Source organism: Clostridium sulfidigenes, assembly GCF_000732635.1.
GTDB classification, from domain to species: Bacteria; Bacillota; Clostridia; order Clostridiales; family Clostridiaceae; genus Clostridium_J; species Clostridium_J sulfidigenes.
In genome coordinates, this window is record NZ_JPMD01000001.1 from 279,247 (window position 1) to 306,189 (window position 26,943).

At 30.8% G+C, this 26,943-nt stretch carries 26 protein-coding genes and 2 pseudogenes; 27 read left to right on the plus strand and 1 reads right to left on the minus strand.

All coding sequences use genetic code 11. The annotated features are described in order from the left end of the window. Positions 1–105: 105 nt before the first annotated feature. The 18 genes and pseudogenes from IO99_RS01390 to IO99_RS01475 all read left to right on the plus strand — a co-directional run bounded on the left by IO99_RS01390 (position 106) and on the right by IO99_RS01475 (position 15,681). Positions 106–1,554, plus strand: coding sequence for a UDP-N-acetylmuramoyl-L-alanyl-D-glutamate--2,6-diaminopimelate ligase (locus IO99_RS01390; protein WP_035129289.1), 1,449 nt, complete (start codon positions 106–108; stop codon positions 1,552–1,554). Continuing rightward, positions 1,555–2,928 carry a UDP-N-acetylmuramoyl-tripeptide--D-alanyl-D-alanine ligase gene (locus tag IO99_RS01395; RefSeq protein WP_035129291.1) on the plus strand — a complete coding sequence of 458 codons (1,374 nt, stop codon included), beginning with the start codon at positions 1,555–1,557 and terminating at the stop codon, positions 2,926–2,928. A 13-nt stretch (positions 2,929–2,941) separates the two neighbouring features. Beyond that, positions 2,942–3,898 (plus strand): phospho-N-acetylmuramoyl-pentapeptide-transferase, encoded by a 957-nt coding sequence (mraY, locus tag IO99_RS01400; protein WP_035129292.1) that lies wholly within the window; start codon positions 2,942–2,944, stop codon positions 3,896–3,898. 22 nt (positions 3,899–3,920) lie between these two features. Beyond that, positions 3,921–5,030: a stage V sporulation protein E gene (spoVE, locus tag IO99_RS01405; RefSeq protein WP_035129299.1), complete on the plus strand. Its 1,110-nt coding sequence runs from the start codon at positions 3,921–3,923 to the stop codon at positions 5,028–5,030. A 231-nt stretch (positions 5,031–5,261) separates the two neighbouring features. Then, positions 5,262–6,062 carry a cell division protein FtsQ/DivIB gene (locus IO99_RS01410; protein WP_035129300.1) on the plus strand — a complete coding sequence of 267 codons (801 nt, stop codon included), beginning with the start codon at positions 5,262–5,264 and terminating at the stop codon, positions 6,060–6,062. Between the two features lie 63 nt (positions 6,063–6,125). Beyond that, positions 6,126–6,836: a DUF881 domain-containing protein gene (locus IO99_RS01415; RefSeq protein WP_035129302.1), complete on the plus strand. Its 711-nt coding sequence runs from the start codon at positions 6,126–6,128 to the stop codon at positions 6,834–6,836. Between the two features lie 16 nt (positions 6,837–6,852). Next, a complete protein-coding gene (locus tag IO99_RS01420) occupies positions 6,853–7,194 on the plus strand; it encodes a small basic family protein (protein ID WP_035129303.1) in 342 nt (113 codons plus the stop codon). A gap of 12 nt (positions 7,195–7,206) precedes the next feature. Further along, positions 7,207–7,917: a DUF881 domain-containing protein gene (locus IO99_RS01425; protein WP_035129304.1), complete on the plus strand. Its 711-nt coding sequence runs from the start codon at positions 7,207–7,209 to the stop codon at positions 7,915–7,917. Positions 7,918–8,046: 129 nt separating this feature from the next. Further along, a complete protein-coding gene (locus tag IO99_RS01430; RefSeq protein WP_035129305.1) occupies positions 8,047–8,715 on the plus strand; it encodes a YggS family pyridoxal phosphate-dependent enzyme in 669 nt (222 codons plus the stop codon). 14 nt (positions 8,716–8,729) lie between these two features. After that, positions 8,730–9,179 carry a cell division protein SepF gene (locus IO99_RS01435; RefSeq protein ID WP_035129307.1) on the plus strand — a complete coding sequence of 150 codons (450 nt, stop codon included), beginning with the start codon at positions 8,730–8,732 and terminating at the stop codon, positions 9,177–9,179. 140 nt (positions 9,180–9,319) lie between these two features. Next, positions 9,320–10,096, plus strand: coding sequence for a YlmH family RNA-binding protein (locus IO99_RS01440; protein WP_035129308.1), 777 nt, complete (start codon positions 9,320–9,322; stop codon positions 10,094–10,096). A gap of 15 nt (positions 10,097–10,111) precedes the next feature. Next, positions 10,112–10,705 carry a DivIVA domain-containing protein gene (locus tag IO99_RS01445; protein WP_035129309.1) on the plus strand — a complete coding sequence of 198 codons (594 nt, stop codon included), beginning with the start codon at positions 10,112–10,114 and terminating at the stop codon, positions 10,703–10,705. 398 nt (positions 10,706–11,103) lie between these two features. Then, a complete protein-coding gene (locus IO99_RS01450; RefSeq protein ID WP_035129310.1) occupies positions 11,104–11,796 on the plus strand; it encodes a 5'-methylthioadenosine/adenosylhomocysteine nucleosidase in 693 nt (230 codons plus the stop codon). A gap of 11 nt (positions 11,797–11,807) precedes the next feature. Then, positions 11,808–12,621: pseudogene (aroF, locus tag IO99_RS01455) on the plus strand (3-deoxy-7-phosphoheptulonate synthase). Between the two features lie 12 nt (positions 12,622–12,633). Continuing rightward, entirely contained in the window at positions 12,634–13,086 is a 453-nt protein-coding gene (gene lspA, locus IO99_RS01460; RefSeq protein ID WP_035129312.1) for a signal peptidase II, read from the plus strand. Next, entirely contained in the window at positions 13,086–14,000 is a 915-nt protein-coding gene (locus IO99_RS01465) for an RluA family pseudouridine synthase (protein WP_035129313.1), read from the plus strand. The genes lspA and IO99_RS01465 overlap by 1 nt, the downstream gene beginning before the upstream one ends. Before the next feature lie 12 nt (positions 14,001–14,012). Next, a complete protein-coding gene (gene pyrR / locus IO99_RS01470; RefSeq protein ID WP_035129314.1) occupies positions 14,013–14,552 on the plus strand; it encodes a bifunctional pyr operon transcriptional regulator/uracil phosphoribosyltransferase PyrR in 540 nt (179 codons plus the stop codon). A 12-nt stretch (positions 14,553–14,564) separates the two neighbouring features. Next, positions 14,565–15,681, plus strand: a pseudogene (locus IO99_RS01475) (THUMP domain-containing class I SAM-dependent RNA methyltransferase). A 40-nt stretch (positions 15,682–15,721) separates the two neighbouring features. Here the strand turns inward: IO99_RS01475 and IO99_RS01480 are convergent. After that, a complete protein-coding gene (locus tag IO99_RS01480; RefSeq protein WP_035129315.1) occupies positions 15,722–17,467 on the minus strand; it encodes an Rqc2 family fibronectin-binding protein in 1,746 nt (581 codons plus the stop codon). A 239-nt stretch (positions 17,468–17,706) separates the two neighbouring features. On the opposite strand from IO99_RS01480, the gene IO99_RS01485 reads away from it, so the two are divergent. The 9 genes from IO99_RS01485 (at position 17,707) to IO99_RS01525 (ending at position 26,939) form a co-directional block, all read left to right on the plus strand. Next, positions 17,707–18,981 carry an amidohydrolase gene (locus IO99_RS01485; protein ID WP_051823818.1) on the plus strand — a complete coding sequence of 425 codons (1,275 nt, stop codon included), beginning with the start codon at positions 17,707–17,709 and terminating at the stop codon, positions 18,979–18,981. Between the two features lie 51 nt (positions 18,982–19,032). Continuing rightward, the gene (gene recQ, locus IO99_RS01490) at positions 19,033–21,507 is read left to right on the plus strand and encodes a DNA helicase RecQ (RefSeq protein WP_423219402.1); all 2,475 of its coding nucleotides are present in this window, start codon (positions 19,033–19,035) and stop codon (positions 21,505–21,507) included. Between the two features lie 12 nt (positions 21,508–21,519). Next, positions 21,520–22,347 (plus strand): diaminopimelate epimerase, encoded by an 828-nt coding sequence (gene dapF / locus IO99_RS01495; RefSeq protein WP_035129316.1) that lies wholly within the window; start codon positions 21,520–21,522, stop codon positions 22,345–22,347. Positions 22,348–22,504: 157 nt separating this feature from the next. Beyond that, complete coding sequence (locus tag IO99_RS01500) at positions 22,505–24,010, plus strand: GspE/PulE family protein (RefSeq protein ID WP_051823820.1); 1,506 nt, start codon at positions 22,505–22,507, stop codon at positions 24,008–24,010. Then, the gene (locus tag IO99_RS01505) at positions 24,000–25,196 is read left to right on the plus strand and encodes a type II secretion system F family protein (protein WP_035129322.1); all 1,197 of its coding nucleotides are present in this window, start codon (positions 24,000–24,002) and stop codon (positions 25,194–25,196) included. Before IO99_RS01500 ends, IO99_RS01505 begins: the two co-directional genes overlap by 11 nt. Positions 25,197–25,217: 21 nt before the next feature. Next, complete coding sequence (locus IO99_RS01510; protein WP_035129324.1) at positions 25,218–25,661, plus strand: type II secretion system protein; 444 nt, start codon at positions 25,218–25,220, stop codon at positions 25,659–25,661. Continuing rightward, the gene (locus IO99_RS01515; protein WP_035129326.1) at positions 25,642–26,085 is read left to right on the plus strand and encodes a type IV pilus modification PilV family protein; all 444 of its coding nucleotides are present in this window, start codon (positions 25,642–25,644) and stop codon (positions 26,083–26,085) included. The genes IO99_RS01510 and IO99_RS01515 overlap by 20 nt, the downstream gene beginning before the upstream one ends. Next, positions 26,051–26,509, plus strand: coding sequence for a hypothetical protein (locus IO99_RS01520; RefSeq protein ID WP_035129327.1), 459 nt, complete (start codon positions 26,051–26,053; stop codon positions 26,507–26,509). The genes IO99_RS01515 and IO99_RS01520 overlap by 35 nt, the downstream gene beginning before the upstream one ends. Continuing rightward, complete coding sequence (locus IO99_RS01525) at positions 26,496–26,939, plus strand: hypothetical protein (protein ID WP_035129329.1); 444 nt, start codon at positions 26,496–26,498, stop codon at positions 26,937–26,939. Before IO99_RS01520 ends, IO99_RS01525 begins: the two co-directional genes overlap by 14 nt. Positions 26,940–26,943 lie beyond the last annotated feature (4 nt).

A 26,943-nucleotide genomic window follows, 5' to 3' on the forward strand; every position in this document is an offset into this window, starting at 1 on the left:
ACAGGTTGACTTGTGCTACCGGATTTTATATGCTATAAGGTATAAAAATTAAATTTTGGACAATGTTTTAATTAGAAAGAAAAGTATTTTAAGGATGTGAGCAAGATGAAAATAGAAGAGATATTAAAGGGATCAACCTATACAGTATTAAGTGGAGATGAGAGTATAGAAATTAACAATCCTCAATATGATAGTAGAAAGATAAAATGTGGAGATATGTTTTTTGCCATAGGAGGATTTAATGTAGATGGACACAATTTTATATCAAAGGCTATAGAAAATGGTGCTAAAGCTGTAGTGGTTGAAAAAGATGTGACTCTTGTTGAAGGCGTAACATTTATAAAAGTTGAAAGTGGTAGAAGGGCATTAGCTATAGCAGCTTCAAACTTTTATAACAATCCAAGCAAAAAGATGAAAATAATAGGTATAACTGGCACCAATGGTAAGACTACTTCTGCCTTTATGTTAAAGGGAATATTAGAGGCAAAGGGGTATAAAGTTGGGCTAATAGGTACCATAGCTAACTATATAGGGAATAAGGAGATTCATACAGAAAAAACTACTCCAGAATCTTTGGAATTGCAAAAGCTTTTTAAGGATATGGTGGACAGTGATATAGATTATTGTGTTATGGAAGTTTCATCTCACTCTTTAGACTTAGATAGAGTTTATGGGATTGAATTTTCACAAGGGATATTTACAAATCTAACTCAAGATCATTTAGATTTCCATAAAACCTTTGAAAACTACTTCAATGCAAAAAGCAAGTTGTTTAAAATTTGTAAACATTCTGTGGTAAATGTAGATGATAGTTATGGAATTAAGCTTCTTGAAAAAATAAACTCAAGGGTAACAACTTATTCTATTGAAAAAGAAAGTGATTTAAAGGGAACAGACATTAATTTAGAATCTACAGGAATTATATTTAATTTAAAAGAAAATGAAAAAACATATAAAGTTCAGTTGCCTATACCAGGTAGATATAATGTTTATAATGCACTAGGTTGTATTGGAGCTGCCTTAGATGAAGGTATAGATATGGGTACTATTGTTGAAGGTCTTTCTAAGGTTACTGTGCCTGGAAGATGTGAGAACTTAACTTTAGGGATGAACTTAGGTTTTCAAGTAATTAGAGATTATTCTCATACTCCAGATAGCTTAAAAAATATCTTAGAAAATCTTAGAGAACTTACTAAAGGAAAGTTGATTTGTATCTTTGGGTGTGGTGGTGATAGAGATAGAACCAAAAGACCTATCATGGGTGAAATAGGAACAGAACTCAGTGATATAGCCATAATAACCTCTGATAATCCAAGAAGCGAAGATCCTTATATGATATTAGAAGATATTAAAGCTGGGGTTGAGAAATCTAACTATAAACTTATTGAAAATAGAAGAGAAGCCATAAAAACAGCCTTACTCCTCGGGGAAAAAGATGATATTATAGTAATTGCAGGAAAAGGACATGAAACTTACCAAATCCTTAAAAATGAAACTATTCATTTTGATGAAAAGGAAGTTGTATTAGAATTGATAGAGGAGTTGGAGCTTTAGATGGAAACTATAAGGTTAAAGGAAATAGCTGAGGCTATATCCGGAGAAATATTAATTAGTGGAGCTACAGAAGAGTTTTCTAATGTAACCATAGATAGTAGAAATGTCTCTAAGGGAGATATTTTTATAGCAATCAAGGGAGAAAACTTTGATGGTCATAAATTTGTAAAGGGAGCTATAGATAGTGGAGCAAAACTTTGTATAGTACATGAAAAAGAACAATATGAAGCTTTAGATGAAAAAGATTTATCTATAATTTTAGTTAAGGATACTAAGAGGGCTCTTCTTGATTTAGCATCCTACTATATTAGCACTTTAGATATAAAGGTGGTAGGAATTACTGGTTCTACAGGGAAGACATCTACAAAGGATTTAATGGCAGCAGCTCTTAGTAAAAAATATAAGGTGTTTAAAACCCAAGGGAATTTTAATAATGATATTGGCCTTCCTTTGATGATATTTAAATTAGATAAAACTTACCAGGTTGCAATTTTAGAGATGGGTATGAGCGATTTGGGAGAAATTGATACCTTAGCAAAAGTAGCAAAACCATCTATAGGAGTCATAACTAATATAGGTACATCTCACCTAGAAAACTTAAAGACTAGAGAAAATATTTTGAAAGCTAAACTAGAAATAGCAAATAATTTTACAGAAGGAAATGTGTTAATTATAAATGGCGATAATGATATGCTTCACAATTATTACACAGATAAATATAAAATTGTAAAAATTGGTATAGATAGTGATTATAATTTTAAAGGTTGTAGAATAATTATAAATAAGGACAGTATAGAGTTTGGTGTTAAGGAAAATGGTGAGGATGTAAATGCTACTATAAAAGTACCAGTACCAGGAAAACATAATGTGCTTAATTCGTTATTGGCAATAGCTGTAGCTAGAGAGCTTAAGGTTACCTATGAAGAAATCCAAGGCGGAATAGAAAATTTAGAGGCTACATCTATGAGATTGGATGTTGTAAATTTAAATAACTATACTATAATAAATGATGCTTATAATGCAAGTCCAGATTCTATGGAGGCTGCTCTAGAGGTTTTAAAACAATATAATGGAAGGAAAATTGCTGTCCTTGGAACTATGAAGGAACTAGGTGAGGATTCTACTAGAGCTCATGAGCATGTAGGAGCTTATGCAAAGGCAAGTGGCATAGATTTATTATTTACCTTAGGAGAGTTTAATGAGAATTTTAAAAAGGGCTATGGCAGTGAAAATTTTATGGCTTTTAATTCCATGGAGGAGCTAATAGCAGAATTAAAGAAAACTATTAAAAGTGATGATATTTTATTAATAAAGGCATCTAGATCTATGAAATTTGAAAATATAATTAAAGAATTACAAAAGAAAAATATATAGGGAGGGATGGAATATGAATAAGTTAATATATTCTATTTTAGTAGCATTTATAATATCTTTTGCAATAGCACCATTTATAATACCAGGATTACACAAGTTGAAATTTGGCCAAAACATTAGAGAAGATGGACCACAAAGTCATTTAAAAAAACAGGGAACTCCAACCATGGGAGGAATAATATTTATTATTTCTACTTGTATTACTATGATATTAATGGTTAGAAATCCTCATGATGAAGCAATGCTTGCTCTTTATGCCCTTATTGCCTTTGGAGCTATAGGATTTTTAGATGATGGTCTAAAGATAATCAAGAAGAAGAATGAAGGCTTAAAAAGTTATCAAAAAATGTTGCTTTTAGTAATAGTATCTATAGTCTTTGGATATTATGCTAAGGATAAAATAGGAACGGATATTATGATACCTTTCCTAGGTACAGTAACTTGGGATTTAAAAGTGCTATTTATACCTTTTATAGTAGTATACTTTGCAGCAGTAACTAATGCGGTTAATCTTACAGATGGATTAGATGGGCTTTGTAGTTCTATTACCCTTTTAATTATGACTTTCTTTGCTCTTGTAAGTTTTGGCATGGCATATTATACTTTAGCAATTTTCTGTGGAATTCTAGCTGGAGCTATTCTTGGATTCTTAAAGTACAACTCGTATCCAGCACAAATTTTCATGGGAGATGGTGGTTCATTAGCTCTTGGAGGAGCTGTTGCAGCTATTGCTATGATATTAAAGCTAGAGCTTATAGTAATAATTGTAGGTGGAGTTTATTTATTAGAAACTCTTTCAGTAATTATTCAGGTTGCTTCCTTTAAACTTACTGGGAAGAGAGTATTTAAGATGGCACCTCTACATCATCACTTTGAATTAAAGGGATGGCATGAAAGCAAGATAGTAGCAGTATTTTCCATCATAACAGTTATACTATGTTTAATAGGATTCCTTGCACTAACTTATTAAAATGGCGTAGGAGGAATTTAATATGAAAAAACCCAAAATGAAATTGGGAGATGTGGACTTTCTACTTTTTGCTGTAATTATTATGTTAGTTACAGTGGGAGTTGTCATGGTATATAGTGCTAGTTCATATTTTTCAGCCTTTAAATATGATGATGCAGAATTCTTTTTATGGAAACAGCTTCAGTGGGCTGGACTTGGACTTATTGGAATGATGATCACATTAAATATCGATTACCATAAGTATAAAAAGTATACAAGGATTTTAATAATTTTTACATTTATAGCCCTTTGCTTAGTGTTTTTATTTCCACCAGTAAAGGGAGCTCAGCGTTGGATTAGACTTGGACCATTATCATTTCAACCATCGGAGATTGCAAAGTACGTGGTAGTGCTTTTTGTAGCAAAATATATATCAAGCAATCCCCAAAATATAAAAAAGTTTTGGAAGGGCGTAGTGCCTAACCTTTTATTTGCAGGTTTTATAGCAGGAATGATTCTTCTTGAAAAGAATCTTAGTATTGCCACAGTTACCATGGTGGTTAGTCTTATAATGTTATTTGTAGCTGGAACTAAAGTTATTCATATGGGAGGACTAATAGGAACTGTAGGAGTTTTAGGGGCTGTTTTTATTTTAACAGAGGAATATAGACTTAGAAGACTTTTAAGCTTTACTAATCCTTGGAGTGATTCTCAAGGAGATGGATATCAATTGGTACAATCTCTCTTAGCATTAGGTTCTGGAGGACTTATTGGTGTTGGAATAGGTCAATCAAGACAAAAGTGTTTTTATATTCCTGAACCTCATAATGATTTTATATTGTCAGTTATAGGTGAAGAACTAGGTTTTATAGGCTGTGCCTTTATAATTATATTGTTTATACTGTTTCTATGGAGGGGAGTTATTGCAGCATCTAAGGCAAAGGATATGTACGGTTCCCTATTAGCTACAGGAATAACTTCTGTAGTAGTTATTCAAAGCTTAATCAATATTGCTGTTGTTACAGGATCTATGCCAGTAACAGGGGTTCCTTTACCATTCATAAGCTATGGAGGGTCTTCCTTAGTAATTAATATGTTATTTATGGGAATACTTCTTAATATAACTCGGCAGAACAATAAAAAAACTTCATAGAAATAATAGGACTGAAGATGCTTTGTATTCTTCAGTCCTATTATTTTTGGATCTGTAGTCATAGGATAGAATTTTGAACAAATACTCAAGTATACTATTAAATAATAAAAGATAATACATAGAGTCGTAATATTTAATATTTTTGTAATGAATTTGTAATATAAAAATGGTATGATATAAGGTGTATTAATTTACTTTCATGTTCATATATTGTAATTTGGTGGTGAAAATGTGGCAAAAAAAACTAAACAGAGTTATGGTAATTATATAATAGATAATAAAGAAGAGATATTAAAGCGAAAGAAAAAAATAATTAAATTAAAAAAGACCATGTTACTACTTGTAGTAATGATTTCTATTTTAATAACTTTGGCTTTAACTTTACCTACTTTTAATTTATCAGAGATTTTAGTTAGTGGGTTGGTAAATTTATCTGAAGACGGTGTTAAAACAACTACAAAGCTTCAAAAGGGTACCAATATATTCAAGATAAAAACAAAAAAAATAGAAAAAGAGTTAGAGAAAAACCCTTACATATTAGAAGCAACCATTATTAGAAAATACCCTAACAAACTCTCTATTGCTATCAATGAGAGAAAGATTGCTTTCTACACAGAAATATCAGGAGGTTTCTATGTGATTGATGATAAGGGTGTGGTTTTGGAAAAAAAAGAATCTATCGAAGGCATAGAAGCTTTAAGGATTGAAGGAATTGATGAAACATGTTTAAAAATAGGTGAACAGATTAAAAATATAGATGAAGATAAAATAAAGGCAATTTGCAATATTCATAAATTTATAAAAGAAAATAGTTTATTTGAAAAATATAACATAATAAAATTGGAAGTTAATGACTTTGTAGACTTAAAATTATACGTAAATAATTTACACATGAAACTTGGAACTGTTGATAAAGTTAATAGTAAAGTTGCTAGGGGGTTTAGCATAATAGAAAGTGGGACCCTTGGAGAGATGAAGGGATATGTGGATGTAAGTTTTGAAGGCAATCCAGTTATTTATAAGGAAAAATAGATCAAAAGATTAAATAGTAAAAGCATCATAGTTCAAGAAAGATTTTATTGGGAGGTAGGGTAAGTGAAAAGTATTATTTCCAAGCTATGTACCGGACTTATATTTTTAATGTTTGGATTTGTTATAATTACTCAACTTAATACTATAGGGGAGCAAAGTACAGATAAAGTTGAGAGTTCACAAAGTCCAGAAATATTATTAGAAAATGAACAATTAAAAAAACAAAAGGAAGAATTGGAAAAGGCTGTTGAGGAACTAGAGGTGAAGGCGGCTGAATACGAAAAGGAAGCAACAGAAGATACAAAGAATCAAAGGCTCCTTGAAGAGCTAAATAATACTAGACTTAGAGCCGGATTAACTAATGTTGAGGGGCCAGGTATTACAATATATATTGATCCTAAAACTAGTTTATTCACTCCACAAGTAGAAGATGATCCTATACAAGATTATGAGTTACTGTATATCGTTAATGAATTATATGCTGCAGGTGCTGAAGCTGTATCCATAAATGATATAAGACTTATTGGAAACAGCAGTATAAGGATAGCAGGAAATAGTATTAGAATTAATGGTGAAAGAATTTCACAACAGGAGCGTATAGTTATAAAAGCTATAGGAAATAAGACTATATTAGAAGGGGCTATGGGATGGTTCATTCCTAATAGAGTAAAAAGAATCTGTGAGGTTACATCGGAAACAAAGGATAATATTAAAATTAAAAAGGCAAGTATACCAGTAAACTATGAACACATAAAAGAAGTACAAGAAAACTAAAAGTAGGAGTGATGAAATGATTGCATTAATAGGACTTATAATAGGAATTATATTAGGAATAGCTTTCAACATAAATTTTCCACTTAAATTATCACCATATATATCTGTTGCAATATTTGCTTGTATAGACTCCACTTTTGGGGCTATTAGAGCTACCTTAAATAAGGATTTTAGACCAGATATATTTATATCAGGATTCTTTGGAAATGCATTTTTAGCGGCAGGAATGGTTTATCTAGGGGATAAGCTGGGTATACCTGTATATATTGCAGCAATTATAATATTTGGACAGAGGATATTTACAAACTTTGCTGTTATAAGAAGGTTATTGATGGATAGAATAAAAACACATCATTAAGGAGATAATTAAATGCGAGTTAATGAAGCTAATATATTTTTACTTATAGCTACCATTATAATTGGTATTTTAATAGCTATGAATGTAAATTTAGGAGGAAAAACTAAATTTTTAGATGTAGAGCAGTATCAAAAGGCATATGATAGTAGGACAAAGTTACAAAATGAAATAAGTAATTTAGAAGACCAATATGTTGAAATTAATGATAAAATTAATAAATATGAAAGAAGTAGTATATCTGAGGATGAAGTTAGAAAAGAGATGATTGGAGAGATAAACAAAAATAAACTTGCATTAGGGTTGCTTCCAGTGGTGGGAAATGGTGTAAAGATTACTTTAAATGATGCGCCAGAAGCTGCAATTTTAGGGCAAGATGTACCCCTTTATATGTTAATTCATGATTCGGATTTAACAATGGTTGTTAATGATTTAAGAGCTGCAGGAGCAGAGGCAATAGCTATTAATGGATATAGAATAATAGGTTCAACAGCTGGTCTTTGTGCTGGAGCAACCGTAGAGATAGATGGAATAAAAATAATAGCTCCTTTTTATATCACAGCTATTGGAAATCAGGATGTAATAAAAAGTTTTCTTGAAAATCAACAAAATCATCTTAAGAGTTTAAAGGTAAGAAGTTGTTATGTAGATATTGAATCAGTTTATGATGAGAAGTTGCCAGCCTATAATGGAGAGTTAAAAAGCGAGTATCTAAGATTAAAATAAAAAAACTAGAAAAAATTAATAATATTATAATAATATTAAAGGTTTTTTAGATTATATCGAGAATAAAATATATGGGCATATATTTTCCATTATAAGCTAGAGTTTGTATATGAGACGGGAGGAATAAAATTGTCTATTGAAGAAAATTTTATAAAATTGAAGAATGAGTTGCCGGAAAAAGTGACATTGATTTCAGTATCAAAAACTAGATCTATAGCTGAAATACAAAATGTATATGACTTAGGGGAAAGAAATTTTGGAGAAAATAAAGTTCAAGAGTTAATGGAAAAGCAAGAAGTCTTACCTAAGGATATTAGGTGGCACTTAATAGGTCATCTTCAAAGAAATAAGGTTAAATATTTAGTTGGACGAGTTTATTTAATACATTCTTTAGATAGTGTTAGACTTTTACAGGAGATTGAAAAGCAATTTTCAAGTAAGGAACTTATTGCAAATGTATTAATTCAAATTAATATAGGTAGAGAAGAGTCTAAAACTGGGATTATGATGGAAGATTTAGATGAACTTATAAATGCTTGTGAACAGTGTAAAAACGTCAAGGTGAAAGGTATTATGGCTACTATTCCAAAAGGAGATACTGAAAGTTGTAATTACTATTTTACTAAGACTAAAGAAGTATTTGATACCCTGAAAACTAAAAGCTATAAAAATATTACCATGGAGATTTTATCTATGGGAATGAGTGGAGATTATAAAGAAGCTTTAAAAGTAGGATCAAATATGATTCGAATTGGTGAAGGGGTTTTTGGGAAAAGAGATTATAACAAATTAAAGTAGGAGGAAGGTTTATTATGGAATTTTTCAAAGGAATAAGTAGAATGATGGGATTTGATGAAGAAGATGATGAAGAATTATTAGAGAATAGGGAAGAAAACTATGATGAAGGTGAAGAGGAGATTGAAATTGAACCTTTCGTAAGCAAGAAGCAAAATAAAATAGTTAATATTCATACTGCATCATCCTCAAAGGTTGTAATTAGTAAGCCTTCAAATTATGATGAGGGAAAAATTATTGTAGACAATTTAAAGTCTAGAAGAATTGTTATTGTTAACTTAAATGGAGTAGAGCCTAAGGAAGGTCAAAGAATACTTGATTTCCTAATAGGAGCTATTTACGCATTAGAGGGTGGACTTCAACCTGTAGAAAAGGGAGTATTTATATTAACTCCATCTAATATTGAAGTTAGTAATGAATTAAAAAATGAGCTAACAAACAAAGGAATTTTTAGTTCCTTCAAATAAGTCTAGTACTCAAACTTAGTAAAGTATTACGTGGTTAATTTTTTATATATTTGAGTGGTAGAATATAGCTTAAAAAACATGAACAGTATAAAGAGGAATTATAATTAATTTAATAATATATAGTGAATTAGAGGAAAGCTATGGAGAAGAAGACCTTTTTAGATATATTTAAAGACCACGATAAAAATTATATTTCAAGTATATATGAGGATATAGAGCTATGTAAGAACATAGAAATTCCTATATATACAAAGGAGTTTGTGACTCCTGATATCTATATGAATATAAAAAACAGCCAAAGTAAACTTGGAGTTTTTGTTCATGGTACTGGTGTGTTTGCGGATTGCGAGAGAAAGATGTTATGTTTTTCTACTAATACATATGAAACTCTGGACTATGATATTCATGTTGTTAAGATAAAAAATAAATCAAAGTTTAAAGATCTTAAACATAAAGATTATTTAGGCTCTATAATGGCTTTAGGAGTTAAGAGAAGCTTATTTGGAGACTTAGTAGTAAAAGGAGATGCATGCTTTGTTCCAATGACAAGGTCAGTTTCTCAATATGTTCAAGATAATTTAACTACTATTGGAAATTGTCCATGTACCATTGATAGAATAGATACAAGTAGTGAAGATATCCCGAAGATTGAATTTGAAGAAAAGATTATAATGGTTACATCCCTTAGATTAGATAATGTGGTACCTAGTATTTGCAATATGTCTAGGGCTAAGGGCACAGATCTTATAAGTAATAGTTCTGTATTATTAAATTATCTTAAATGTAATAGAAAGGATAAATTAATAGAAATGAAGGATACTATTACCATAAGGGGATTTGGAAAGTATAAAATTAATTCAATTGAAGGAGAAACTAGTAAGGGACGAATTAAATTATTAATAGGTAAATATATTTAATGCGGGGTGAAGGATATGAAGATGACAGCTATGGACATTATGAACAAAGATTTTAAAAAAGCCATGAGAGGATATAACATGGATGAGGTGGATGAATTTTTAGAACAAATTTCTGAGGATTATGAAACTGTATATAAGGAAAATGCTATTTTAAAGGAAAAATTAGATGTTTTTCAAGATAAATTAGATCATTATGCAAAGATGGAAACTACTATTCAAAGCACTTTGTTATTAGCACAAAATGCTGCAGAACAGGCAAAGCAAAGTTCTCAATCAGAAGCTGAACTTATAATTAAAAATGCAAATGAAAGTGCTAAAAGAATTTTAGATAAAGCTCACACTGATGTTTTAAATATCAATGATGAATTCGATAGAACAAAACAGGAATTTGCTAAGTTTAGGAGCAAGTTTAGAAACTTTATAGTTACACAAATGGAAATGTTTGAAGCGCTAGAAAAAGATTTTGATAAAAATTATAATATTTCAACTGTAATGGAAGAGAAGGTGCATGAGCCAGCATTAGAAGTTGCTTCTGAAAAGGATGTAGAAAGCTTTGAATATAATACAGCTGAATTAGAGGATATAAAAAGCTTTTTTGTAGATAAGTAGTATTGAAATTTTATTTACATATATTGTGTAATTTTTGGTAAATATGATTAATGTATAAATAGAGTTCTTTGCGTTAGAGGGAGTTTTTACTCCCACTGAAGGCTATTAATAGAATTCTAAGTATCAATTTATTCATACTTAGAAGTAGTTGTCCTTTAGGGGAAATCATTATCCAGGGACGTAGCAGCTCTTTAATCTCACTTTAGGGTGAGATTTTTTTATCTGCTGAAAGCTATTGACATATCCCGGAACATGTATATTATAATAGATGTAGTTGTACCCAATTAATGTGAAAAATTATACTTGGATATGTATTAACATAATTGGTGACCTAAATTTGTATTAAAGAAAAGTACCTAGAATTATTTGTACCTAGGAAGAAAAGAGGAGATTTTAGCATGAGAATAGGAATTATAGGAGCTATGGAAGAGGAAGTAAGTTCTCTAATAGCTGATATGGAAATAAAGAAAAAAGTTACAAGAGCAATGATGACATTTAATCATGGAACTATTTATGATAAGGATGTTGTAATAGTTAGAAGTGGAATAGGTAAGGTAAATGCAGCAGTTTGCACACAAATTTTAGTTGATGATTTCAATGTGGATGCTGTTATAAACGTTGGTATAGCTGGTGGTATTGGAGAAGATATATATCCAGGAGATGTGGTTATTGCAACAGACTTAGTGGAGCATGATATGGACACGACTAAATTTGGAGATAGACCAGGTCAAGTTCCTAATATGGAAGTCTTTGACTTTAAATGTGATAAGGGATTAGTAGAAAAAGCCCAAAGTGCTTGTGAGGGTATAAAGGATATAAATGTTTTCACTGGTAGAATAGTATCTGGAGATCAATTTATAGCTGATATAGAGAAGATAAGATGGTTAAAAAGTGAGTTTAATGCGCTATCTTGCGAGATGGAAGGAGCAAGTATAGCTCATGCTGCTTATCTTAATAACAGACCTTTTGTTATAATACGATCAATTTCTGACAATGCTAATAATGGAGCACATATGGATTATGAAAAATTCAAAGCAATATCAGTTAAAAATTCAAATACTATATTGCGTTCTATGTTAAAAACTTTATAAGGTGATATTATATGAAAAGAATACTTGCAGAGAAAAATAGTGGAGAAAAAATTACAGTACAGGTTAAGGATGTAATCATAGGTGGAGATGACTTAGTGTTTATATCTGGACCATGTGCAGTGGAAAACTATGATAAAATGATAAAGATAGGAAGAGCGTTGAAGGACCAGGGAGCACATATGATGAGAGCAGGTGCCTTCAAGCCTAGAACATCTCCCTATGATTTTCAAGGTCTCGGTATAGAGGGACTAAAAATACTTAAAGAAGTGGGAAATGAATTTGGCTTACCAGTAGTATCTGAGGTAATGGATGCTAGAGATTTAGAAATTTCTCTTCCTTATGTGGATATGATACAGGTTGGTTCTAGAAATATGTATAATTATACATTTCTTAAGGAATTAGGAAAGCTTAAAGTACCTGTACTTCTAAAAAGAGGAATAAGTGCTACTGTAGCTGAATGGATTTATGCAGCTGAATATGTTTTAAAGGAAGGTAATAATCAAGTAGTGCTTTGTGAAAGAGGAGTAAGAACCTTTGAGACTACCACTAGAAATACCTTGGATTTAAACTCTGTAGCAGTGATTAAGGAAAATTATAGACTTCCTGTTATTGTGGACCCTAGTCATGGAACTGGAAGGCGTGAGTTAGTTGAAGCTATGAGTTTAGCTGCTGTGGCAGCTGGTGCAGATGGATTAATTATAGAAAGTCATGTAAATCCTGATAATTCTGTATCAGATGCAAGACAAACTATTAATGTAGAAAATTTAAAAAAAAATTATAAATAAGTCTAATGCCATTAAAAATATTTTATCCGAGTTAAGATAAGGGGGAGTGGTTTTGACTTTAGGAATAATAATAGTAGTATTAGGTCTAATAATAGATAGAGGAACAAAATGGTGGGCTATAGGTACCTTAAAGGGTTCAGAAGGATTAACTGTAATTAAGGATTTCTTTACTCTTGATTATCTAGAAAACCGTGGAGCTGCCTTTGGAATGCTTCAAAATAAGCAGTGGTTATTTATTGTTATTACTATAGTTGTAGTTATAGGAATGATATTCTATTTATTAAAGTATAAGCCTAAGTTCAAATTAGTATATGTATCTATTGCTATGATAATTGCGGGAGCAATAGGTAATCTTATAGATAGAATAAGTTATAATTATGTAGTGGATTTTATTATGGTTCATTATAGGGACTTGTATTATTTTCCAACCTTTAATGTGGCTGATATGCTAGTTTGTATAGGAACATTTTTTCTATTAATATGTATACTGAAGGATGAGATTTAATGGATTTTAAAAATTACACTATAGAAGAAGAAAATGTAGGGAAGAGACTTGACTTATTTGTAAGCGAAAATGAAGTAGATATGTCTAGATCTTTTGTTCAGGGAATTATTGAAAAACAACAAGTGAAAGTCAATGGACAGATAAAGAAAAGTAATTACAAATTAAGAATAGGAGACCAGGTTCAAGTAGAACTAGCTGAGCCAGTGGAGCTTCAAGTAGAGGCTGAAAATATTCCTTTAGATATAATTTATGAGGACAGTGATGTTATAGTAATAAATAAGCCACAGGATATGGTAGTCCACCCTGCCCCAGGAAATTATACTGGAACCCTTGTTAATGGTCTTCTTCATCATTGTAAGGACTTATCAGGTATAAACGGAGTTATAAGACCTGGTATAGTGCACAGAATTGATAAAGATACTTCAGGGATATTAGTAGTTGCTAAAAATGATAAATCACATAATTCATTAGCTATGCAGCTAAAGGACCACTCCATGAAGAGAACTTACTATGCCATAGTAGAAGGTATAGTAAAGGAGGAAGAGGGTACTGTTAGAACCAATATAGGAAGACATCCTGTAGAGAGAATAAAGATGGCTGTAGTTAAGGATGGGAAAGAAGCTATTACTAATTATAAAGTGCTGGAGCGATTTAAAAGTAATACCTTGGTGGAATGTAGATTAGAAACAGGTAGAACACATCAAATTAGAGTTCATATGGCTCATTTACATCATCCACTAATTGGAGATCAAGTATATGGATATAAAAAACAGAAGTTTAAATTGCGAGGTCAAGCACTTCATGCGAAAAATTTAGGCTTTATACATCCTACCACAGGAGAGTATATGGAATTTGATTCACAACTTCCAGAATATTTTCAGGATATATTAGATAAATTAAGAAAAGAAGTTTAGGGAGGGATTGTTATGGAACTGAAATCAGTACTTATGGACGATAAAGCAATTAAGAGAACTCTGACGAGAATTTCTCATGAAATTATAGAAAAAAACAAAGGTACAGAAAACTTAGTTATATTAGGAATTAAAAGTAGAGGAGTGCCACTAGCTAATAGAATTGCTGAACTGATCAACATGTTTGAAGGTGAAGAGGTAGAAGTAGGTAGTGTAGATATAACTAAATATAGAGACGACCTAAAAAAACCTGAAAACTTAAAGGAACATAATAGTATAGAATTAGGTGTAGACATAACTGGTAAGAGAATAATTCTAGTGGATGATGTTTTATTTACAGGAAGAAGTGTAAGAGCGGCAATAGATGCAATCATAGATAGAGGAAGACCTGAAATGATTCAGCTAGCTGTACTTGTAGATAGAGGTCATAGAGAGCTACCAATAAGAGCTGATTATGTGGGGAAAAACATACCAACTTCAAGAAAAGAGGATATATCTGTTGAACTAGTAGAAAAAGATGGAGTGGACTCTGTAAGTCTATACGAGAATAATTAGGAGAAAAAATTTATGTATAAAATAATTGTAACTACTACCTTTGGTATAGAGGCTATTACAGGCAAGGAGCTAAAGAATTTAGGATATGAAGACTTAAAAATAGAAAATGGAAAGATAACCTTTGAAGGAGATGAAATGGATGTTGCTATCTGTAATATCCATTTAAGAACTGCAGAGAGAGTTTTTCTAGAGATGGCAGAATTTGAAGCTACCTCCTTTGAAGAATTATTTCAAGGAACTAAAAAAGTTGACTGGGGTAGCTTAATACCTATTGATGGTAAGATGCATGTTATAGGAAAATCTGTTAAATCTACTTTACATAGTGTACCTGACTGTCAAGGTATAGTAAAAAAAAGCTGTAGTAGAAAAAATGAAAGAAAAATATGATACTAATTGGTTTAGTGAAGATGGACCAGTATATAAGATAGAAGTTGGAATTCTAAAGGATAAGGTAACCCTTGCAGTAGATACCTCTGGAGTAGGACTTCATAAGAGGGGATATAGGGAAAATGCAGGAATGGCTCCTTTGAAGGAAACCTTAGCAGCAGCCTTAGTTTTGATAGCCAAATTCAATGGAGATGAGCTTTTAATAGACCCATTTTGTGGATCAGGAACTATACCTATAGAAGCTGCACTGATAGCTAAAAATATAGCACCAGGAGTTAATAGACACTTTGTAAGTGAAACTTGGCCTACCTTTGACAAAGAAATTTGGGAGCAGGTACGTGAAGGAGCAAAAAGAAGTGTTAATAAAAAAGACTTCGTTATTCAAGGCTCTGATATAGATGGAAGAGTACTTAGAACTGCAATGGATAATGCTAAAAAAGCAGGTGTAGAGAAGTATGTTAACTTCCAAAGACTTGATATGAAGGATGTAAGAAACAGAAAAAAAGGTGGTATGATAATAACTAATCCACCCTATGGAGAGAGACTTTTAGATGAAGATGAGGTTAAGTATCTCTACAAAACTTTTTCTAATGTCTATGCAGGACTAGAGGATTGGTCTTGCTATGTACTAACATCCTATGATGACTTTCAAAAGGTATTTGGAAAAAAAGCTGATAAAAACAGGAAACTTTATAATGGAAGAATTCAATGCTATTACTATCAATATAATCCGAAGAAATAAATTAAAGACTATCTCAAAAAGTTTTGAGATAGTCTTTGTTTTAAACTTGCTTTAAATCAAGTTTTATAGGATCTACATAGATGGTTTTGTTTGTGGAGTAGGTTACCATACCAGGCTTTCCTTTAGCCATTTTTTTAACATTTCTAATTTCTGTATAGTCTATGGGTACCTTTGTAGAGTTTTTACCCTTGCTATAGAAGGCGGCTAAGGTTGCAGCTTCAAGAAGGGTGGAATCAGGTACTTCTCCAAGGTTTTTAATGATTACATGGGAACCTGGGATATTTTTTATGTGAAGCCAAATATCATTGTTATGAGCAAACTTCAGAGTTAAATAATCATTTTCTAGATTGTTTTTACCTACATATATGTCAATGCCATCGCTAGATATGAAGTGGAGTGGTTTTGAAGGCTTAGTCTTTTTACTTTTCATAGACTTTTTGAAAGCAATGTAGCCAGTTTCCACTAACTCATTTTTTATATCCTCTAAATCTTTATAGTTATCAGCATTTTCAATATTACTAAGTACTGATTGAAGATATTCATCCTCTTCTTCAGCTAATTCTATTTGGATATAAGCATTTTCTTCTGCAGCTTTTAATTTATTGTATTTTTTAAAATACTTTTGAGCATTTTCAGAAGGGGTTTTATTTACATCTAAAGGAATTTTAATATATTCTTCTTCCTCACTATAGTAATTTAATGCTTCAACCTCTTTATCACCCTTTTTGATATTATAAATATTTGCAGTTATAAGCTCTCCATATAAATTATATTTTTGCTTTTCTTCACATTCAATTAAAGTTTTCTTTAGAATGTTTAATTTTTTTTCGACTCTGTCTATGTTATTTATAACTAGCTTTTGCATATCATGACTTTTACTTTGAAGTCTATTTATTTTATCCTTTGCATGATAGAAGCTTTCTAGAAGACTACTAGGAGAAGAATATTCTTCACATTGTCCACCATCATCTAAAATATGCTCTAGCTTTATACAGTGGAAATCTTTTAGTTCATCATTTATGGAATAGCTATAAAGGTCATAATTATTATCTTTGGATTTAGCAAAAAACTCTATTAAGAATTCATAGATTTCCTTTAGGTTATTTTTACTTAAAGGAATATTTCTTTTATTTAGCCTAAAAGAAATCTCTTTAGCTATAGGATTACTTACTCCATCTAAAACTCTAGTAAAGAATTTTTCATTTAGTTCTTCATCTTCATAGAGACTTAAAATTTTTTCTTGAAATGATTCAAAGGTAGTGTTGAATATATCAAGTTTATTACTTTCAGGAGGATATACATATTCAATACCAGGATAGAGTACTCTATAGCTATTTATATCTGGTGTAATATGTTTTATGGAATCCATGATGAGTCCATCTCTTTTTCTTATCAAAGTAATGTTACTGTGTCTACCCATGATTTCAATTATCAGGGTATATATACTGTTAAAGCCTAATTCATCACTACTTTCAAAATCTAAAAGTAGGATTCTGTCGTTATTTAATTGAGTAACATCTTTTAAAACTGCAGTATTTAGATATTTTCTTAAAACCATACAAAATACAGGTGCCTTAAGTGGGCTTTCCTTAGAGTAATCAATAAAGTTTATTCTAGGATAAGAAGCGTTAGCATTTAGAAGTAGTCTAACAGGTTTCCTATTTATTTTAAAGCTCAGTACTATTTCATCCTTTTCAGGTTGGGTTATTTTATCTATTCTACTGCTTATTAGAGTGTTTTTTATTTCATTGGCTAGAGAGCGCAAATATAATCCATCTAGTGCCATATAAATCATCCTTTCATTTAAGCATATATTTTACAGTATATCACTATTATTTTATAAATAAAATACAAAATAAGTTAGGACAAGGATAATTTCCTTAATTGAAGATGATATAATAAAAGTAATATGGCATTTGAGGAGTATTTAAGTTAAAGGAACTGTAGTTGCTTAAGAAGTAATAAGAATGAATTTACATAAAAGTTGAATATATAGAAAAAATTATAAAGGTGGGGTAGATATAAATGGAGTTAAGGGAAAGTATTATTGACTTAAGAAGGGAATTTCATAGATGTGCAGAAGCTGGGTGGTTAGAATTTGAAACCACCATAAAAATAATGGATTACTTGAAAAAACTTGGATATAATCTACAATATGGTAAGGAAATACATAGTAATCCAATGGGTATGGCTGATGAAGAAATACTTACTAATCATAGGATAGAGTGTACTGAAGCAATTAAAAACAAGTCCTATAATGTAGATGAAATTCTACAAGGCTATACTGGTGTAGTAGCAACTATAGATACAGGAGTTCCGGGTCCTACCATGGCTTTTAGATTTGATATAGATGGTCTTAAGGTTGAGGAAGCTAAGGAAAATCATAGACCTTTTAAAGAAGGGTTTTCTTCTAAAAATCCAGGAATATGTCATTGTTGTGGTCACGATGCTCATATAGCTATGGGCCTTCAGCTTGCAAATACTGTTGTAGGGATGAAAGAAAAATTAATAGGAAAAATAAAGCTCATATTTCAACCGGCAGAGGAAGAGGTTAGAGGTGCTAAGTCTATGGTAGAAGCTGGAGTTTTAAAAGATGTAGATTATTTATTTTCTGGTCACATCGGCTTTATTAATAAAAATAATGCCATAGCTGTTAAAGTTAAAAATTTGCTTGCTACTAATAAAGTGGAGGTAGAGTTCTTAGGTAAATCTGCCCATGCAGGTCTTTGCCCAGAAGAGGGAAGAAATGCTCTTTTAGCAGGAGCAAGCTGCATTTTAAATCTTCATAGCCAAGTGCAATTTGGAAAAGGAGTAGGAAGACTTAACGTAGGAACTCTTCATGGAGGAACTGGAAAAAATGTTATAGCAGATAAAGCAGTTTTACAGTTGGAAACAAGGGGCGATACTAACGAAATTAATGATAGAATCATGGATATGGTTTGTCGAGTAGTTAAGGGTGCAGCAATTTCCTACAATGTGGAATATAATATAAGAGTAGTTGGTTCTGCAAGGGCATATAATAGCCCCGATAATGAATTTTCTAAGATAGTAATAAAAAATCTTAGAAGTTTACCTATAGAAATTATTGAAGAATTTTCCTTTGGAGCCTCTGAGGATATAACTTATATGTTAGAAGAGGTGGAAAAGCAAGGGGGAAAGGGAATGTATTTTATAATTCCATCTTCTATTGTGGCACCACATCATAATCCTCATTTTGATTTTAATGAAGAATCACTTATAATAGGTCATGATGCTTATGTATGTATGATAAAAAACTTTTTACAAAAGGATATAATTTAATTAAACTTGAGATAAATTTACTAAATTAAACAAGCTAAGGGATGTGTAGTTTTGAAAGAAGCAATGAAAGAAATTTTGGAAAAATATTATGGATATAAAAGCTTTAGGACAGGTCAACAGCCAGTTATAGAATCTATTTTAAAGGGAGAGGATGCACTTACTATAATGTCTACAGGTAGTGGTAAGTCTATATGTTATCAAGTGCCTGCTTTAATCCTTCAGGGATTAACTATAGTAATTTCACCTTTAATTTCCCTTATGAAGGATCAAGTAGATGCACTTAAGGACATGGGAATACCTTGTAGCTATATTAATAGCTCCTTAAGCAGTAAAGATTTTAAAGAAGTATTAGATGGAATAAAGGAAGAAAAATATAAAATACTTTATATAGCCCCTGAGAGGTTAGATAATATAGAATTTTATAATGTAATTTCTAGGATACCTATTAGCCAAATAGCTATAGATGAGGCCCATTGTGTATCTCAATGGGGGCATGACTTTAGAGCTAGCTATAAAAGAATTGCAGGTTTTATAGAAAGGCTTATGGTGAGACCTATAGTTACAGCATTTACTGCTACAGCTTCCAAAGAAGTAAGACAAGATATAGTAAAACTTCTAAAACTTCAAAGTCCTAAAATATTTATTACTGGCTTTGATAGAGAAAACTTGTCTATAAATATAGTTAAATCTGAGAATAAGAAGAAATATCTTCTTAAATTTATGGAAGACAATAAAGAAAACTCTGGTATTATATATGGAGCTACTAGAAAGGAAGTAGATAATATTTATAGGGAGCTTTCTAGTAAGGGATATAATATAGCTAGATACCATGCGGGCTTATCTGATGAGGAAAGAAAAGAGAATCAAGAAGATTTTATTTATGATAGAGTTAAGATTATGGTGGCAACTAATGCCTTTGGCATGGGAATAGATAAGTCTAATATAAGATATGTGGTTCACTATAATATGCCTAAAAATATAGAAGGTTATTACCAAGAGATTGGAAGAGCTGGTAGAGATGGTGAGAAGAGTCAGTGTATATTATTATTTTCTCCAGGAGATATCCATGTTCAAAAGTATTTAATAGAGATGAGTATAGAAAATCCAGAGAGAAAAAATAATCAGTATAAAGCACTTCAGCAGATGGTGGATTTTGTTTATAGTAATGATTGTTATAGAAAATATATTTTAAATTACTTTGGAGAAAGTTATGAAGATGACTGTAACAATTGTAGTAATTGTTTAAATCAAGGAGAGATAGTTGATAAAACTGTAGATGCTCAAAAGGTACTATCTTGTATATATAGGATGAAACGAAACTATGGTGCAACTATGCTTATAGATGTACTTAGAGGATCAAAAAATAAAAAGGTTACACAGTTTAATTTTCAAGAGCTATCTACCTATGGAATAATGAAGGATTATTCAGGTGAAAATCTAAAAACTTTTATAAACACATTAATTTCTCATGGATATATAAATCAAGTTGAAGGAACTTATCCTGTCCTTGCATTAAACAATAAGTCTATGGAAGTACTTAGAGGTCAGGAAGTAGTTCACTTTAAAGAATTTAAAGTTAAAGTAAATGCAGAGGTAAGAAATGAACTCTTTGATATATTAAGAGAACTTAGATATAACATGGCAAAGGCTGCTGGAATTCCTCCATATATAATTTTTAGTGATGGAACCCTTAGGGAAATGAGTGTTAAGCATCCTACAAATAAGGAGGAGTTTTTAGAGATATCTGGAGTGGGAGAAACTAAGTATAGTAAGTATGGTAAGGAATTTCAAGGTGCTATTATAGAGTATGTTGAAGCTAACAATCTAACTGTTAAGGAAAAGGATAACTCTGATAAAAGCTATGAAGAAGTTAGTGTAACTAAATCAGAAGAAGGTAGAAGTATTAATGAGGAATCAGGGGATTTTTATGTAAATACTGATAAAAAACTATTTGAAAAGTTAGTTTTAGTGCGAAGGGAATTAAGCAGGATAGAAGGTGCTATGGAACAGAATATCATAGCAAAAAATACTCTAAAAGAGATAAGTGGAAGATATCCTAAAACCTTAGAAGAGCTAAAGGATATAGGAGGTATGGGGCCTAAGAAGATAGAAAAATATGGAGTGACTTTAATAGAAGCAGTAAATACATATATAGAAGAAGAAGGAGTAACTCCTACATGGGAAGAAAAAAAGAAAAAAAGATTAGTTATAGATGGAGATGAAAGAAAGAATAAGGAAATAGCTTTAGATATGTTAAATGAAGACTTTGCAATTAAGGATATTGCTGAAGAGATTGAGGTATCAATTTCAACTATACTTGGATACGTTACAGAGTATATAGAGGAGTATGGAAGACCTAAGTTTACTATTCCTTTAAATAAGTTTTTTAACCAAGATGAAGAAAAAATTATCATGGAAGTTTGTGAAAGAGTTGGCTATGATAAGGTCAGTAAGGTAAAGGCAGAGTTACCTAAGACAATTAATTATGAATCTATAAGAGCTGTTATACTTAAGAATTATTTTTAAGAGGAGAATATTATGGAAATTTTAAAATTTATAAAGATGCAGGGAGCAGGAAATAATTTTGTGGTTTTTGAAGATATGGAAGTAAAACACAATGATTTAGGTACTTTAGCTAAAAAGTTATGTGATAGAAATTTTGGCATAGGAGGAGATGGAATATTAGTAGTAAGAAGAAGTAAAATTGCTGATATTCAAATGATAATAATAAATAGTGATGGTTCCTATGCTGGTATGTGTGGAAATGGAATAAGATGCTTTGCAAAATACGTATATGAAAATAACATAGTAAGAAAAAGTGAGTTTACCGTAGAAACAGGAGATGGTATAAAGGTTTGTCATCTGTTCATAGAAGATAATAAGGTAAAAGCTGTTAAGATAAATATGGGAAGAGAAAGTTTTAATCCAAAGTTTATTCCTGCTTTAGGAGAGGAAGAAATTATTAAAAAAGATATCAGTGCCAATGGGAAAAGCTATAATATAACTTCATTATTACTTGGAGTTCCTCATACTGTTTTATTAACTGAAGATGGAGGGTTTAAGGTTGAAGAAGGTGCAGCCATAGAAACCCATGAATTATTTCCACAGGGGACCAATGTTAACTTTTGTAGAGTTGTGAATAGAGGGGAAATAAAGGTTAATACCTGGGAAAGAGGAGCAGGGCCAACCCTTGCCTGTGGAACAGGATGTTGTTCATCGGTGGTGGTTTGTAATAAATTAAATTTAGTAGATAAATCTGTGAAGGTTATGGCTCCAGGAGGTATTTTAACTATAGAAATAACTGATGATGGAATAATGATGACGGGGCCAGCGGAGAATGTATTTAAGGGTGAAATAGCAGTATAAGTGAACGATTAAGGGTTTATATTGAAACAATTTATAAATTTGTTTTAATATAAACCCTTTTTTATTTATTTATAGAATTATATTAGAAATAAATGGTAATAATTATAGTTGTAATAAAAGAAATCTATATTTTAAATATGTTTAAGGAGATAAACTGGTGATCAACAAAATAGATTTAGATTCAATAGCAATAAATACGAAGGCTATGTCTATGCTTTCCAAGGAAGTGTGTGAAGAGTATAGCATTTTACCTTATGACATAAAAAATAATGAGATTTATTTAGCTACCTTTACGGAGCATTCCAATGAAGAAATTAATAGATTAAGATTTATTTTAAAGAAAAAAATTATATTTAACTTATGTACTATAGATCAATTTAAGATTTATTTAGATAAATATTATGAAGAAATTTATAGAAAGCAAATAGTTAAGGGACTTAAAGGTGAAGAGTATCCTAAAAAGGAGCGTGATAAAGAAGTAAAAGGACCCATTATTTCTTTAGTGGATTCGATTTTTAGAGAAGGTATTGAAAAAGGTGCAAGTGATATACATATAGAGTCATGGAAGGATACAATTACTGTAAGATATAGAATAGATGGAGTTTTAAATATTTTTAGTACTTTACCTAAAAATCTTTATGAGGTTATAGCCACAAGAATAAAGGTTATGGCAAATATGGATATTACTAATAAATACACGCCAGAAGATGGAGAGATAAATCTTAAAGTAAAGGAACATATTTATGATTTAAGAATATCTACAATGCCTACTGTTCATGGAGAAAAATTTGTAATAAGAATATTACAAAGAAATGCACCTTTGTTAAATATAAATAAGCTGGGGTTTACATCTAAAGATTATCGAATCTTAAAAAACATATTAAAGTTTAAACAAGGTTTAATTATTATTACAGGTCCTACAGGAAGTGGTAAAACTACTACTTTATATTCTATGATAAATGAGTTGAACGAAGAAACTAGGAATATAGTCACTGTAGAAAAGCCGGTGGAGTGTGAAGTTGAAGGAATTAATCAAGTTTCTATAGGAGATGGTAGTGCTACCTATGGAAATATATTAAAGGCAGTGTTAAGACAGGATCCTGATGTAATAATGGTGGGTGAAATTATAGATAAGGAAACTGCTGAAGTAGCTATAAGAGCATCTTTAACAGGTCACTTAGTTTTAACTACCTTGCATACTAACGATGCTAGCAGTGCAATAAATAGACTAACTAACATGGGGATAGATGTAGATATAATTAAAAGTTCTCTTGTTCTTGTAATTGCTCAAAGATTAACAAGATTAATATGTGAAAAGTGTAAGGTGAAATATAAGTTATCCAAGGAAGAAAAGAAGCTTTTAGCCATGGATAGGGTTGAAGAAGGCTATAGAGGAACTGGATGTATTAAATGTAATAGCACTGGATACAGAGGAAGAACTGTAGCCTATGAGATTATGATTATGGGAAAGAGATTAAAGGAGTCTATGGATAGTGGGGATAGTGATATACTAAGAAACATAGCTATTGAAGATGGAATGATTACTATGAATGAATATTTTAAGGAATTAGTTGTAGAGGGAAGTACTTCTGTGGAAGAGTATTATGGAAATATGCAGGTTTATAACATTGAAAAAGCCTTAGGAGTGGATTATGGAGTATAAGTATAAGGGGATAAATGTAAAGGGAAAAATTGTATCAGGAAAAGCTATAGTAGAAGATCATTTGAGTTTAATGGAAAAATTAGAAGAGGAAGAAATATATTGTATTAAATATAAAGAGTTGCATAAAGAAAATACATATTTGTTTAAAAGAAGGATTTCAGAAAAGAATTTATCTACTTTTTGCAGAAATTTAAAAAATAATTTAAAGGCGGGAATTCCTTTAGTTAATGCTTTGAAACTATTAGAAGAGCATTTAGGGGATAAAAGGTTATGTGAAATTTTAAATAAAGTTATAAACAATATAAAAAGTGGTTTATCTTTTTCAGAAAGCTTAGAGAAGTTTAAAAGTGTATTTCCAGAATTTTTTATAACATTAATTCATTTTGGAGAAGAAAGTGGTAGATTGCAGCAGATTCTAACTTTCATGGAAAAGTACTATATGAAGGAATATAAAAGGCGAAAGAAAATTATTAGCGTAAGTACTTATCCTATAGGATTATTTATATTTGTATTAATTATGGGGTTAGTTGCCATTTACAAGTTAGTACCTGCATTTTTCAATTCTATGGATATAGAAAATATGAAACTCCCTTATATAAGTAGATTTTATTTAGGATTATCTAGAGTTATAAATAGTCTAGGTATACTTGTAGTACCAATAGGCATAGGAATTTTTATTGGCATAAGATTTATATATATTTATCTAAAGGGGAAGGGGATAACCTATAACTTTAAATATAAAAATCTATTAACAAAAAATTTAGAGAAAAATAGATTTTGTTGTAAATTTACTATGGCTCTTTCAATGATGATAGGTAGTGGTATTGATATAAAATCTTCTTTAATTTTACTGAGAAATTGTGAAAATGCCATTTACATTAAGGAGCGGTTAAATAGATGTATAGAAGGGTTAGAAAGGGGTGATAGCCTTTATGAGGGCCTTAAGCTGTGTGATATTTTTTCAAATTATTTTCTATCAACAATATATATAGGAGAAATTAATGGAAGTATTGAAGAGGTGCTGCAATGTTGTAATGAAGTCTTCGAAGAAGAACTTGAAGGGAAATTAGATAGGATCACATCTTTAATAGAGCCGCTACTGATAGTCTTTGTAGGTCTATTTATAGGATCTATCATAATTGCAATTATGATTCCATTGTTTAATATGTACAATACAAAGTTTTAGAAGGTATTAAGGTAGAAAGCTATGAAGAAAAATGGATTTACTCTAATAGAACTAATAGTGGTATTAGGTATATTATCTATATGTTCATTTATAATATATCCTCATTTAAACTCCTATGAGGGAAAGAAGTTAGCCATGGAAATGGAACATGGGGTTAATGGCACAATTGAATTTATAAATAGCTGTAAGATGTATGCAAGAAATAATTATGATAATAGGAAACTCTTTAGATTAGTTATCCAAAGTAGAGAATTAAACCTATACCATGGAACTACAAAAGTACACAGTTATCTATTACCAGATTCACTAAGGATACATATATCTAATGATGCTAGTATAAGTATACCATTAGATATTGACGGAAATACATCTATGGGAAGGTCTATAAATATATATGATTCAGAGGGGCGTAGAGAAGTTATAACCATAAAGGTAGGAACAGATTATGTTAGTAAGCAAAAATAAAGGAATTACACTGTTAGAAACTATAATTAGCATGTTAATCATATCTACTATTCTCATAGGAGCACTTACTTTTTACAGTGTAATGGGAAGATGTGAAGAAGAAGAGCAAAAGGAAATGAAGGCCACTTTTCAGATAGATGCAGTTAAAAAGCTTATTTTATGCAATATGGATTATGGTGATATTAAAGAAGATATAGTTGGAAAAATTAGATTCATAAATACTAGTGATTTATCAGAAGAAGCTATAGGTAGTATAAATATAAAATATATTATAAAGGATGAAGTAAAACAATACCCAATTATAATTTTAACAGGAACTGAAGAAACTGGTAAAGAAATTATAAAAATAGAGGTTTTATATAGGTTTCAAGATGGAAAGGAAATAAATTATGTATTTTACAAGGGTAATTATGAGAAAAGCTAAAGGTGTTACTATATTAGAATTAATAGCGGCTTTAAGCATTTCCTCGTTAATAATTACAGTTATTATTAGCAGTTATAGTATTTGGATGAAAAGTTATAAGGAACGAGTGTATTATTCTAGTGAAATTACAGGGATTTATGAAGCACTTATGTATATAGACAATTATGTTAATTATAGAGGTGAAGGATGTTTTTTTAAAGATGGGGATATAATTATACCTACATCTGTAGGAGAAAGTTATGTTTCTTTAGATGGGAATGAACTTAGGTTTTTTTTCAAGAATAAACATGGAGTAGGCCACACCAATCAGCCTCTGTTATATGATGTGAGAGAATTTAAAGTTAGGCAAAATGGTAAGGTTCTATTCATTAAAATAGTTACGGATAAAGGAATTAGTGGAGAGAGAGCAATTGGTAAAATATAAAATATGGTTAAACATGTGTAGAAAAATTCATAGGGGATGGATATTAACTTATGTGGTAATTGTAGGAATGATTATTTCCCTTACTATATGTTATTCTATGAAATCCTTTATTAATAGAAATTCTTATATTAAAAATTATGTGGAATACAACTTGAAAGAAAATAAGGACCATAGCTATAAGGAGCACTTAATAGCTAGTTTTAATAGTTATGTACTAGAAAATATAGAAACTATAAATGCAGAGACTCCAGAGAAATACTTTGAAAGGAAGGCTGGTGAAAAACTAATCACCTATGATAATAGTTATATAACCTATGATTTAAGCAATAAGTATTTTCAGATCAATGGGTTAAATAGAGTTTATAGGTTCGTTGTGGATATTAATGGTAGTAAAATTAAATATATTCTTAAGGGGAATTTAGTACAGTAGAAGG